The organism is Myroides odoratimimus (assembly GCF_038039805.1).
Lineage (GTDB): Bacteria > Bacteroidota > Bacteroidia > Flavobacteriales > Flavobacteriaceae > Flavobacterium > Flavobacterium odoratimimum_B.
In genome coordinates this window covers 51,115-63,702 of sequence record NZ_JBBPHK010000018.1, presented here as the reverse complement: position 1 = coordinate 63,702, position 12,588 = coordinate 51,115, and the positions used below count along the sequence as shown (strand labels likewise).

Here is a 12,588-nt window from a genome sequence, read left to right as displayed (position 1 = left end):
TAGAACGCCGTGTATAGATCAGATATTGTAAGTATTGTTAATTAAATCTTAAAAACTAAGAAAGAAGTATAGGTTCGTTTCATTGCTTTTGTTTGTTTATTGAAAGTATTGCACAAAAAAAGCGCCTTAGTTGCCTAAGACGCTTTGATTAATATGATAGAATAGAGAACTATCTAACTTCTTGCATAAGTTTTTTCATAAGTGGAGAAAGTGCGATTAACACTACTCCTGCGATTACTGCATATAATCCTAAATCTTTATACCCATCAGTATACGCTAATAGAGCATCATAGTTAGGATGGTTACCAGTAGCTACTTCAGAACGACTCTTAGACATAGCAGCTCCTAAGATACCTGCTACATACTGTCCGTAAGCACTCGCTAAGAACCACATACCCATCATCATCCCTTGTAGATTAGCTGTAGAAAGTTTAGTCATGATCGACAGACCGATTGGTGATAAACACAGCTCCCCTAAAGTAATGATCAATAAGGCAAAAGTAAAGAAGTCTAATGATGTCATACCTGCTGCATCTGCGAATAGACGTGTAGCAAATAATGCATAGTATCCAGCTCCTAATAGGATAAATCCTAAACCGAACTTCATTACTGTATTTGGCTCTATTTTCTTCTTAGCCATCCAGATCCATAATAGACCTAAGATAGGTGCAATGAAGATGATGAAGAAAGCTCCTCCTGAGTTATTCACTCCGTTAGGATCTAAGTGCATACCTAGTAAATCAGAGTTTAAGTTCTTCGCTGCGAAGATGCTTAATGATCCTCCTGCTTGCTCATAGATACCAAAGAATAGAATAGAGAAGAAGATAAATACTAGGGCAGCGATAATCTTCTTACGCTCCGCACTAGTCAGCTTCGTCATTTCATAGAATAAGTAGATCAATGCTAATGGGCCTACTGTGTACATAAAGTATGCAGTATAGTCTGTGTTATCAATCATGAATACGATAACAGGTACCATCGCAAACGTAAGGATGTATGTTCCTACTTCTTTCCATAAAGGCATTTTAGTCTCACTACCATCTTTAGCTACTTGCATAGGCTGTAGTCCGATAGGTCCTAAATGACGTTTTGTAAAGATGAAGTTGATTAAACTCACTAACATCACGAAAGCAGCTAAACCAAAAGCTACACTCCAACGGTTCTCTACAGCGATAGAGTCTTGGAATAAGTGTCCTTTACCGATAGCGATACATAAGTATCCTCCGATAAGTGCTCCTAAGTTAATCCCTGCATAGAATAATGAGAAACCAGCATCAGTACGTTCGTCTCCTTTTTTGTATAAATATCCTACCATAGTAGAGATATTCGGTTTAAAGAAACCTGTACCAATTACAGTAAATGCAATACCTACGAAAAAGTAAGCGTGTGGATCTATAGCTAGAATAATACTACCTAAGATCATCATCGAGCCTCCCCAGAAAAGAGATTTACGGAAACCTAAGATTTTGTCAGCGAAAATACCTCCTAAGAATGTGAATGCGTACACGAATGCTTGTGTAGCTCCATACTGTAAGTTAGCTTGTGCTTCTTCAAAGTGTAGTTGGTCGATCATAAAGAAAACCAACATTCCTCTCATTCCATAGAAGCTAAAACGCTCCCACATCTCTGAGAAAAATAAGCTCCAGATTTGCTTAGGGTATTTACCTGAGAAATTCTGAATCTCTTCTAATGTCTGTTGTTGACTCATTTTTTTAGTTATTTATTATTGGGCAATGCACTGTGTTCTTAACGAACACCGTGCATTAGTTTTTTCAATAATGGGTTCACTAGCATTACCATGATTGCTGCTGCAAAAGGTATTAATGTGAATAGGAAGAAGAAGTGACTAAGTGAGTACTCTTCTTTAATATTTTCGATTTGTCCCCCTAAGATGGCTGCAAATTTCTGAGCGATAGCTAAGGCTAAATACCACATACCGAACATGAATGCAAGCATCTTGCCAGGTACTAGTTTAGAAACATAAGACAGTCCTACAGGTGAGATAAATAATTCCCCTAAGGTATGGAATAAGTACGTTAATATTAAGAATATAATCGACATTTTTACTCCGTCAGTAGCTCCCATAGATCCTAAACCTAAGATTAAGAACCCGATAGCTACGAAGATTAATCCGATACCGTACTTAAATGCAGCTGATGGATTATACTTAGAATCCCACAGTTTAGACACTGTAGATGCTAACGAAATAATGAAGAATGAGTTCAAGATAGAGAACCAAGATACAGTAATCTCAGATACTTCTTTATTAAACTCTGCGTTCAACATATAGATAGCCATAGCCCAGATACCAGCAAAACAGATGAATAAAATAATATTAGACATCGCGATTTTTGACCAAGTAGCTTTTGCTAATAATACAAGTACCCATGAGATGATTAACAATGGAATCACTGTAAGACATGTATTGATAATGTTGAAAGCCATTAATGCAGTCCCTTCTAATGATCTGTCTACATAGTCTCTCGCTACAAGTACTAACGATGTAGCCCCTTGTTCGAAACTCATGAAGAAGAACATTAAGAAGAACGCTAATAAGATTACAGCGAACATTCTGTCTCTAATCACTTTTCCATAACGCAAGATACGTGAGATCACTAAGTATAAGAACGTGATAAGGGCTAGAATAGCCATGATGTTCTGTCCTCTTAATACTTCTGTGTCTAAGGATGCAAATAGATCTAGTACTCCGTTTTTAGATAATGGATCATTGAATGCATATAATAAACCGATTACAGATACGATAGCGATTAAGATATAGTCTACTAGTGTGTAAGGGTTTTTAGTATCTTGATCTTCTTTGATCTGCTCTGGTGTTTTTTCTACAGTAGTGTCTACTTTTTTAAGTTCACCTAGGTCTCCCATTAATGGTTTAGCTAACCAGAATTGGATCGTACCTAATAGCATGAAGATACCTGCTAATCCGAATCCGTAGTGCCATCCTTTAGTTTCTGCTAAGTATCCACATAGCATCATTCCGAAGAAAGCACCTGAGTTTACCCCCATGTAGAAGATGGTATACGCAGCATCTTTTTTGTCTGGTAATGATTTGTACATTTCTCCTAAGATAGAAGGCATATTTGGTTTAAAGAAACCTGTACCAATCACAAGACATGCAAGTCCTACGAAGAACCATAGTTTAGAAATTCCTTCTGCAGCCATCGATGCGTGACCTAGTGTCATGATGATAGCTCCGATAATCACAGCCCATCTAGAACCGATATATTTATCTGCAATAACTCCACCTAAGATAGGTGTTAAGTATAATAGCATGGCATAAGTACCATATAGTGCACCTGCTTGTTCTGCTGACCATCCCCATCCTGAGAATGCATCGCCAAAGATAACTTTAGCTGTTAAGAATTGAATTAACAATACTCTCATTCCGTAGAAAGAGAATCGCTCCCACATCTCTGTAAAGAAAAGAACGAATAACCCTGCTGGGTGCCCAAGCACATTAGATTTAAACAGGTTTGAGTTTGTAGCTGTTTCTGCTGACATTTAAGTAATTATTAGTTTGTTTTAGTTCGTACTTTTTGGTGATATAGTACTTTGGTTGGTTTTGGTTGTAAGGTTATTTTGGCTTATAAATTGTTTAAGATGAAATTAGTCATCTTTGTATATAATTGTAATCTTGTATTTCCTCCTGAGATACCGTGATTCTTATCTGGATAGATTAGCCAGTCGAAGTCTTTGTTCTCTTGTACTAACGCTTCTATCATAGTCATAGCATTCTGTACGTGTACATTGTCGTCAGCAGTACCGTGTACTAGAAGGTAACGACCTTTTAGCTTAGAAGCATGTGTGATAGGTGAGTTATCATCATATCCCGCTTGGTTCTCCTGTGGAGTAGTCATATAGCGCTCAGTATAGATACTGTCATAGTATCTCCAGTTAATCACTGGTGCTACAGCGATAGCTAGTTTGAACACATCGTTTCCTTGTAGGATAGCATTAGAAGACATAAACCCTCCGTAGCTCCATCCCCAGATACCTATTCTGCTAGCATCTACATAAGATTGTTGACCTAGGTATTTAGCAGCGATGATTTGGTCATCTACTTCATATCTACCCAATTGGTTTTGTGTCATTTTTTTAAACTCAGCTCCTCTGAATCCTGTTCCTCTACCATCTACAGTTACTACAATATACCCTTTCTGAGTAAGCATAGCATGCCAGTAGTCGTTAGAATCTAACCATTTATCAGCTACTTGTTGTGATCCAGGACCACTGTACTGATACATAAACACAGGATATTTCTTAGCAGGATCAAAGTCTTTAGGTTTCATCACCCAAGCGTTAAGCTGTAATCCGTTAACTGTAGGAATCTGTATGAATTCTTTAGTAGGCAAGTTATAGTCTACTAATTTGCTCTCTAATTCTTTATTGTTTAGAATTTCTTTTACCACTTTACCTGTTTTAGATTGTTGTAAAGTGTAAGTAGGAGCTACTGTACTAGAAGAGTACACATTGATAAACTGTTCAAAGTTAGGGCTGAATATCGCTCTATTCGTTCCTAATTTCTCAGATAGTTTCTTTTTATTTTTTCCATTAAGGTCTATAGAATACACTCCTCTATAGATAGAACCTTCTTCTACAGACTGGAAATAAAGTTTCTTAGATTTAGTATCGATACCGTAGTAATCTGTTACTTCCCAATTCCCTTTTGTGATTTGGTTTACTAATTTACCTTCTTTGTTATAGTAGTATAAGTGGTTATGACCATCTCTCTCACTCAGCCATACGAAATCGTTGTTGTCTAAGAAGCTAAGCGTAGCTACATCTACATAAGCCTTATCTGTCTCATTTAGAATCAGTTTTTTGCTTAATGTATTTCCATCGATGAAGAATACTTTTAAGTCATTCTGATGTCTATTGATGATTTGAGCACTTAAGTATTGATTGTCATTTGTCCATTTGATTCTAGGGATATAGAAATCGTTAAACTCGCTTAAGTCTACTTTACTTGTCTGATTAGACTTCACATCGTAGATATGGATAGATACTAGAGAGTTCTTTTCTCCTGCTTTAGGGTATTTAAACTTGTCTTGAGTAGGATAAAGTCCTGTTCCATATACATCCATTGAATATTCTGGAACGTCAGTCTCATCAAATTTGATATAAGCTATCTTGTCTCCATTCTTATTCCAATCAAACATACGTACGATACCAAACTCTTCTTCGTATACCCAATCAGAGATACCGTTGATGATATGATTTTTTTTACCATCATTCGTTATCTGTTGTGTTTTCTGAGAAGCTATATCATAGATATATAAGTTGTTCTGATATGCATAAGCTATTTTAGAACCATCATTAGAGAATGTAGGTTCAGATATTTTGTGATCTGCTATTTTAACTAATGAATTTTTAGTTGGGTTGAACAAATAAAAATCAGTTAAAGCAGAACGGCGGTAAATAGGAGTGGTGTTCGTCCCTATTAATAATTGTTCTTCTTTATGATCGAAGATATAAGTATCGATCGATTTAATATCTTTAAACGCACTAGTAGAAAAGATTGTTTTTGCTTTTTCTAGTGTTTCGAAGTTATAAAGATTTATTTCTTGGTGGTCTTTAGCAACGCGTTCAATGCGTGAGTATTGATTCGATTTTTCCATCGAATTAACGGATTGCATTACTTTCGTTCTAAATGTGCCGTTCCAAATTTCTTCTTGTGCAATTTGTTTCTGCGCTAACCCAATTTGGGTAGCTATGATACAAAATAGTAGGGTTAGGTTAAGGTGTTTCATTATCTATTTAATCGAAAAAACTTCCAATTTTAATGAAAAAATATGATTTACACCAATTTATTTTTCGAATAAACCAAAAAAAGTCTAATTCTGTTGAAGCTATTTTGGTAATAAAAATCATAATATCATAAACAAAAAGTACTAATAGCTGTTTTTTTAGTTTTTTTAACCTTGTAAGAATGAGTTATCTTTGTGGCATAAACAAAAATAAAGATGGAAGGTAATATTAATGGATTCTCTAAGCTGAGTAAACGTGACAAAATCAATTGGATAGCACAAACCTATTTTTCTAATTCTGCTGATACAGTAGAATTGATAGAACAATATTGGAATTCAGATGAGGAATTACAGAAACTTCACGATGAGTTTATTGAGAATACAATCACGAATTTTTACTTGCCTTTTGGTGTAGCACCTAACTTTAGAATTAACGATAGATGGTACACTATTCCGATGGTAATAGAGGAGAGCTCTGTAGTAGCGGCAGCTTCTAAGGCTGCTAAGTTCTGGTCAGAGCGCGGAGGGTTTAAGACTACTATACTAGGGACAGAGAAGATAGGACAAGTACACTTTATATATAAAGGAGAGAAGAGTAAACTAGTTCGGTTTATTAAAGATATAGATAGCAAGTTCTATGAAGATACGAACTCTATCACGCAGAATATGCAGAAACGCGGAGGTGGTATCTCAGCGATCGAGCTAAGAGATAAGACTGCTGATGTGGATAATTATTATCAACTGCATGTGACATTCGAGACAAAAGACAGTATGGGGGCAAACTTCATCAACTCTTGTCTAGAGCAAATCGCTAAAACGCTAAAAGCTGAGGCGATGAACTGTACAGCGTTTACAGAAGAGGAGAAAGCAATAGATGTGGTGATGAGCATTCTGTCTAACTATGTGCCTAACTGTGTGGTGAGAGCAGAAGTTAGCTGTCCTATCGAAGACCTAAAAGGTAAGGATATCAAAGCACCACAGTTATTTGCAGAGAAATTTGTACAAGCTGTGCGTATCGCAGAGGTAGAGCCTTTTAGAGCAGTAACACATAATAAGGGAGTGATGAATGGGGTAGATGCTGTGGTACTAGCTACAGGGAATGACTTCAGAGCTATCGAGGCAGGAGTACATGCTTATGCGGCTCGCAGTGGTCAGTATAGCAGCTTATCTCATGCGAGTATAGAGAATGGTATTTTTAAGTTCTGGATTGATTTACCACTAGCACTAGGAACTGTGGGAGGACTGACTTCATTACACCCTATGGTAAAGGTGGCTTTAAAGATGCTTCAGAGTCCTTCTGCTACTGAGTTAATGCAAATCATAGCAGTAGCTGGATTAGCACAGAACTTCGCTGCTGTGAAATCATTGACAACGACAGGTATTCAACAAGGACACATGAAGATGCACTTAATGAATATCCTAAACCAGTTCAAGGCAACAGATGCAGAAAGAGTAAAAGTAGTAGCTCATTTCGAAAAGAATGTGGTATCTCATAGTGCAGTAGTAGAACTGCTAGAAAGCCTTCGTAAATAATGGTGAAAGAATATTATAGCAACGGAAAGCTACTTATCTCAGGAGAGTATGTCGTGCTAGAAGGGGCTAAGGCTTTTGCCTTGCCTACTAAGTATGGACAGTCACTGAAGGTGAAGGAGAAGGAAGATGACTGTATTCATTGGACGAGCTACGATGTGGACGGTAGTATCTGGATGAGTGAGGTAGTGCCTCTGCAAGATGTACTAGGTACGCATGAAATCGAACATCAATCGGAGTATTATAAAACGCTAGTAGATGTACTGCGTGCTGCACATAGACAGAATCCTTCTATCCTAGTAGAAGGAACAGGATATGAGGTGGTATCTGAGTTAACTTTTCCTCGCTTATGGGGATTAGGGACTTCTTCTACTTGGATTAATAATGTAGCGGAGTGGTTCAATATCAACCCATATCAATTATTACAAGAATCTTTTGGTGGTAGTGGATATGATATTGCCTGTGCGCGTCATAATCAGGGAGTGTTTTATACCCTGACTGATGTAAACCATCCACAGGTAGAGCTGGTGTCATTTAACCCGTCTTTTAAAGAGCACTTATATTTTGTATACCTAAATCAGAAGAAGAGCAGTAAAGAGGCTATTGCTAATTTTAAAGCGAAGCGCCATGGTATTCACCATCAGATAGAGCGTATATCAGAGATTAGTAAGGCGATGTCTGTGAGCACTACATTAGAAGAGTTTAGTCAATTAATGGATGAGCATGAGCAGATTATGAGTGAGGTATTAGGAGTCGCTACTGTGAAGCAAAGTTTATTTGCGGACTTCGACGGATCGATCAAGAGTCTAGGAGGCTGGGGAGGAGATTTTGTAATGGTCGTTTCTAAAAATGACCCTTTGGAGTATTTTAGTTCTAAAGGCTACGAAATAATAGTAAACTTTGAGAATATGATTCTTTTTTAGAAGTTTAACTACTATTTTTGATTTTAAAGCTTTATATTTATCCTTTCATAATATAGTATTTTAAAACAAAATCTATTGGATTCATTAGTGATACTTAAGTTGATATCACAAAGAGACTATCGTTAATTAAAGAAGAGGCATAAGTGCTATGTTTTGAGTATTGATTTAATTAAATAGCGATATTAACAATTAGGCTTTACTAATGCTTAATGTAGGTTTTAAGTAAAGAAAGTCTGAATCTTTATGAGCAAGTTGGAGAGAATGACAATCTGGAGAGGTTATCTGTTGTAGGATAGCCTCTTTTTTTTGTAGTGTAGTGTCCCATTTTATGTGGCCATAAGTGTTCATTAATAGGCATAAGTATACAATATCGCCACAGGTAGAAAGTATTATTATAGGCTTTCGTATTTTTGACACTGTATAAGAATGATAAAAGATTAGATCGTTTAGCATAATAAAAAGAATACCATGAGAAGAATCATATTAGACATCGATGAATATTTAGCAGGACATAAGGGAAGTTTGGTGGAGGGGATTGTGACTTTGTTGAGTTTTGCTGAGAATAAGCGTCTTGTTTCTTCAAGTAATTTTGATGAATATGGAGCGCTGAAGCGTGAAGTAGTTCTATATGAAGATGATCTAACAGCAGAAGGGAAGTTGGTGTTCATGGATATCTTAAAAGATTGGTTAGTGTATATAGAAGAAGATGAGAAGAAAGGACGTGATGGTAAGTACTTAGCTCAACTTTATAAGCGTCAGAAGGAAATTATAGAGAAAATAGAAAAGCACACACAGTGGTCATGGGCATTAGCGGTATCAGAGCATTGATCTGTAGGTATTAATAATCCCATAGGAGAAGGATATCTAGAAGATACTTTATTATTTACGGCTGAGAGTGTAAAGGATGGTAAAGGTGTGTATGTGATGTATAGAAATGATAAGGTGGGGTATGAAGTAGAATATATGGAGTATAATCGTGTACTGGGCAGTTGGGATTATGAAGGTGAGTTTAGAGAGTATGAAGTCCTTTGTCAGAATCATGACTTGGAGATTGTGAAAGAGGTTGTGCAAAAGTTATTGAATCAGACAGATCGGGATTTGCTACAGTTTGTTCAGTATGGGTATTGGTATGTTGTCATTCATAAACTGATAAGAGGGACGAAGAGTTATCAATCCAATGAGCTACTATACTTCGCTAGTAATGATAAACTATTTATAGAGGTGATCTGGATAGATAATCAGTTTAAAATATCGCTAGGTAAGGTTAAACACCCTATTGCTAAAGGGGCAATCCTTGTTCACTTCAATAATATAGTAGAGCATCATACTATTTATGTAGATACAGAAGAAGAGCTAATGCGAAAATTAGAAAGGGTATTGTGTATGCCTTCTGAGTTTATACCTCATTAATTGTAATAAATATGAATGTATATTATAGTTATAATCATTTAGAACTCGAAGGAGTAGAAGATTGTATCAGTTATTATGAAATATCTGCTGAAGGCTATTATCTGCGTAGTGTGACCAATCATAACGGTCGTTGGACGAATAGCTATATTGAGATAAGAAATCAAGAGTTCTTTTTGCCAGAAACGTTATTGGAAGAGGAGGATAAAGAGTTTCTGAACCAAATAACTCAGGAGGAATTTTTAGCTCAATGGTTACAGAGTAAAATGCCTTATGAAGAGTCTTGGACTTTGTTTAAGCAGGAAATAAGTGATTATGTAGAAGGAGAGATAGTCTGTTTTTATCCACAAGGTGTCATGGTGTATCTAGGAAGTTCTTTTTATGGTTTAGCAGATTATGGTCAGTGCCTGTCTGTATTGTCTAGAGAGAAAATGTGTTCTGGTACAAAAGCTCATTTTAAGGTAGATGGGATAGATGAAGAGAACTTTCTCGTGTTGTTGACAATCTTAGTTTAACAATACTTTGTCAATTGTAATTGTTAAAATTAAACTTAAAAGGCTATTTTTGAGCCTTTAATGATGAGATTATAAACTAGATGTTAACCTTGAAAAAGAAAGTAGCGGTACAAATACAGTGTTATCTATGGATAGCACTCTTGATGTTTACTACAGTTGGCTGTTCTGCCAAGAAGGCTTTTTTTGAGGTGTCTGGGCTTCAGATGGAACGTCCTTTGAATGCAAATAAAGCACTGGGTATTAATCAGGTTTCTTGTGATGTAGAGACTTCATCTGTAACTGTTTCTTCAAAGCAGTTAAAACAAAAAGTAAAAGGAATATCGTTGAGTTCGTTAGCTTATACAGCGGGAGTAGACTTGGCATTATTTCATCACAGTAAGGGGGTACAACTAGACTATATCCTTAGTATAGCAGGAACAGATCCTCCTAAATATATATTATATCAGCAGTTTAAATTAGCTATAGCGTAAGGAATTATATACTTGCCTAAGTGTTGTTATTCTCTTGAATGAACGATAGATAGGTGTGTATTTTAATGAGTTAAAACAAATTGATTACACTATTTTAATTTAAAATCATGCAAATTTTTAATAAGCAGTCGTATACAACGGCTGGATTTTTTACACTTGGAATTCGCTTAGTAGTTGGATGGACTTATTTTTCTGCTTTTTGGCGTAGGTTAATATTAGAGAACAAATTAATAGAAGAAGAAGCGGGATATATTGGCGCAAAGTTTAATCACTTTTTGCCAAATGCTTTAGGGATAAAACCGCTTATAGAATATCTAGTGAGTAATCCTGATATGCTATGGTGGGCGATGGTTATTTTTACAATAGTAGAGGCTATTGTAGGATTGTTTATCATGTTAGGTCTATTCACTAGGCTGATGTCTGTAGGAGTATTCTTTTTGGCGATGGGAATCTTACTAGGCTCTGGCTGGATAGGGACAACGTGTCTAGACGAATGGCAGATCGGAGTACTAGGTGTAGCAACAGGGTTTATGTTATTCTTGACAGGGGGAGGATATGGATCTCTAGACTATTATTTTGCAAAGAAAGGCAAGGCATTTACTACTAAGAAATGGTTTGGTTTCTTAGGCTCTGGTGAATTACCTATTAAGAATCTTAAGCCTGTGGTATTCATAGGGTCCTTTGCAGTGTTATTATTGACCTTATATACGAATCAAGTTTTCCACGGAGGTGTATTCGGTACGCTACACAATAAGTCTGTTAAGCCTAAGCTAGAATTGGCAGATGTGACTTGGAGAGAAGGACAGTTGAAGTTTGAAGTATATCGCGTAGAAGGTGCAGATGTATATGGATCATTCCTTATAGGTGTGCAATTAGAAACTATGGATGGAGAAGTTATCCAAAAGTGGGATGGTGAAGCACTGTCTAAACTGAGTAAAGAACAAATCAGCAATCGCTATGTAGCTAAGATAGCTCCTGGTAAACACAGTTTGATTATTCCTTTAGGCGCAAAGGCAGATATTACTTTTGAGCCAAGTGTTGAGCATCCTAAACAGAGTGTTGTTCTTCGACTGATAGATATCAGTGGGATTGAGTGGACAGCGGAAGTGAATTAATGAATATAGTGATAAGGTAGCTTCTATTCAGCTCTTGATGGTTTGAGGGTATTTGATTGATATTAATTATCTTTAAATAGTGAGAAGGTTGTATTTATTTATGTAAATTGCTTAGTAAAAATACAATATGAGCCAAATAGATGATGTGTTAAGTTCAGTATCCCATCGCCCTTGGGCATTGCCTGAAGGACCTTGGAAGTTCTATCAAGAGTGGAATAGAGCTATCTTTTTACATTTTGAAGTGCCTTTAGAGGTACTGAGACCCTTAGTGCCAGAAGACTTAGAACTGGATAGTCTAGATGGGAAGTACTATGTATCTATCGTGCCATTCACGATGGAGAATATTCGCCCACGTCGTTTACCTGCGGTGAGTATGGTATCTGATTTTGATGAGATCAACGTACGTACTTATGTTGTGGTAGATGGAAAGCCTGGAGTTTATTTTATCAATATAGAAGTAGGGAAGAGCCTATCTGCATTTGTATCTCGTACGATATCTGGGTTGCTTTATGAAAAGTCAGATATAATTCGTGAGAAAAATGCTTATTTATCTTTAAACGAGAAGAAGAACTTCTTTCTAAAGCTTGAGTATCAGAAAGGGGAGAAAGTTAAGAATAAGACTACGTTAGATTTGTGGTTGACAGAGCGTTATTGTCTCTAAGTATATGTACATGAAGAACTGTTTCGATACCAGATACACCATAAAGAATGGCCTATTAGAACAATAAAATTTGATACAATGGAGTTTGATTATAGTATAGGCAATCTGCATTTGACAGAAGCTGATGTAATTGCACAACATTATTCTAAAGGTGTTGTAGTAGTGTCATGGGATAAAGAAAAAATCAAACTCTAATAATGTA

The 12,588-nt window shown here is 36.4% G+C and carries 10 protein-coding genes and 1 pseudogene; 8 read left to right on the top strand and 3 right to left on the bottom strand.

What is annotated here, in order from left to right; translation table 11 throughout:
• Positions 1-169: 169 nt before the first annotated feature.
• The 3 genes from AABL85_RS13310 to AABL85_RS13300 all read right to left on the bottom strand — a co-directional run bounded on the left by AABL85_RS13310 (position 170) and on the right by AABL85_RS13300 (position 5,768).
• Positions 170-1,708 carry a peptide MFS transporter gene (locus AABL85_RS13310; protein WP_006257525.1) on the bottom strand — a complete coding sequence of 513 codons (1,539 nt, stop codon included), beginning with the start codon at positions 1,706-1,708 and terminating at the stop codon, positions 170-172.
• Between the two features lie 38 nt (positions 1,709-1,746).
• Entirely contained in the window at positions 1,747-3,519 is a 1,773-nt protein-coding gene (locus tag AABL85_RS13305) for a peptide MFS transporter (RefSeq protein WP_286413359.1), read from the bottom strand.
• A gap of 83 nt (positions 3,520-3,602) precedes the next feature.
• The gene (locus tag AABL85_RS13300; RefSeq protein ID WP_341310430.1) at positions 3,603-5,768 is read right to left on the bottom strand and encodes a S9 family peptidase; all 2,166 of its coding nucleotides are present in this window, start codon (positions 5,766-5,768) and stop codon (positions 3,603-3,605) included.
• Between the two features lie 213 nt (positions 5,769-5,981).
• Here AABL85_RS13300 and AABL85_RS13295 point away from each other — a divergent pair, with 213 nt between their 5' ends.
• The 8 genes and pseudogenes from AABL85_RS13295 to AABL85_RS13260 all read left to right on the top strand — a co-directional run bounded on the left by AABL85_RS13295 (position 5,982) and on the right by AABL85_RS13260 (position 12,581).
• The gene (locus AABL85_RS13295; RefSeq protein ID WP_341310429.1) at positions 5,982-7,298 is read left to right on the top strand and encodes a hydroxymethylglutaryl-CoA reductase, degradative; all 1,317 of its coding nucleotides are present in this window, start codon (positions 5,982-5,984) and stop codon (positions 7,296-7,298) included.
• The gene (locus AABL85_RS13290) at positions 7,298-8,218 is read left to right on the top strand and encodes a GYDIA family GHMP kinase (protein ID WP_341310428.1); all 921 of its coding nucleotides are present in this window, start codon (positions 7,298-7,300) and stop codon (positions 8,216-8,218) included. Before AABL85_RS13295 ends, AABL85_RS13290 begins: the two co-directional genes overlap by 1 nt.
• Before the next feature lie 468 nt (positions 8,219-8,686).
• Entirely contained in the window at positions 8,687-9,046 is a 360-nt protein-coding gene (locus AABL85_RS13285) for a hypothetical protein (RefSeq protein ID WP_341310427.1), read from the top strand.
• 93 nt (positions 9,047-9,139) lie between these two features.
• Positions 9,140-9,628 carry a hypothetical protein gene (locus AABL85_RS13280; RefSeq protein WP_341310426.1) on the top strand — a complete coding sequence of 163 codons (489 nt, stop codon included), beginning with the start codon at positions 9,140-9,142 and terminating at the stop codon, positions 9,626-9,628.
• An 11-nt stretch (positions 9,629-9,639) separates the two neighbouring features.
• Positions 9,640-10,140 (top strand): hypothetical protein, encoded by a 501-nt coding sequence (locus AABL85_RS13275; RefSeq protein WP_341310425.1) that lies wholly within the window; start codon positions 9,640-9,642, stop codon positions 10,138-10,140.
• Between the two features lie 80 nt (positions 10,141-10,220).
• Complete coding sequence (locus tag AABL85_RS13270) at positions 10,221-10,610, top strand: hypothetical protein (RefSeq protein ID WP_286413365.1); 390 nt, start codon at positions 10,221-10,223, stop codon at positions 10,608-10,610.
• Between the two features lie 107 nt (positions 10,611-10,717).
• A complete protein-coding gene (locus tag AABL85_RS13265) occupies positions 10,718-11,725 on the top strand; it encodes a TQO small subunit DoxD (protein ID WP_286437216.1) in 1,008 nt (335 codons plus the stop codon).
• 127 nt (positions 11,726-11,852) lie between these two features.
• A pseudogene (locus AABL85_RS13260) lies at positions 11,853-12,581 on the top strand (YqjF family protein).
• The last annotated feature ends 7 nt before the right edge of the window (positions 12,582-12,588 follow it).

Bases quoted from the DNA above. Each gene is read 5' to 3' on its own strand.
- AABL85_RS13300 (WP_341310430.1), bottom strand. From the start codon at position 5,768: ATGAAACACCTTAACCTAACCCTACTATTTTGTATCATAGCTACCCAA.
- AABL85_RS13270 (WP_286413365.1), top strand. From the start codon at position 10,221: ATGTTAACCTTGAAAAAGAAAGTAGCGGTACAAATACAGTGTTATCTA.
- AABL85_RS13305 (WP_286413359.1), bottom strand. From the start codon at position 3,519: ATGTCAGCAGAAACAGCTACAAACTCAAACCTGTTTAAATCTAATGTG.
- AABL85_RS13290 (WP_341310428.1), top strand. From the start codon at position 7,298: ATGGTGAAAGAATATTATAGCAACGGAAAGCTACTTATCTCAGGAGAG.
- AABL85_RS13310 (WP_006257525.1), bottom strand. From the start codon at position 1,708: ATGAGTCAACAACAGACATTAGAAGAGATTCAGAATTTCTCAGGTAAA.
- AABL85_RS13285 (WP_341310427.1), top strand. From the start codon at position 8,687: ATGAGAAGAATCATATTAGACATCGATGAATATTTAGCAGGACATAAG.
- AABL85_RS13265 (WP_286437216.1), top strand. From the start codon at position 10,718: ATGCAAATTTTTAATAAGCAGTCGTATACAACGGCTGGATTTTTTACA.
- AABL85_RS13295 (WP_341310429.1), top strand. From the start codon at position 5,982: ATGGAAGGTAATATTAATGGATTCTCTAAGCTGAGTAAACGTGACAAA.
- AABL85_RS13275 (WP_341310425.1), top strand. From the start codon at position 9,640: ATGAATGTATATTATAGTTATAATCATTTAGAACTCGAAGGAGTAGAA.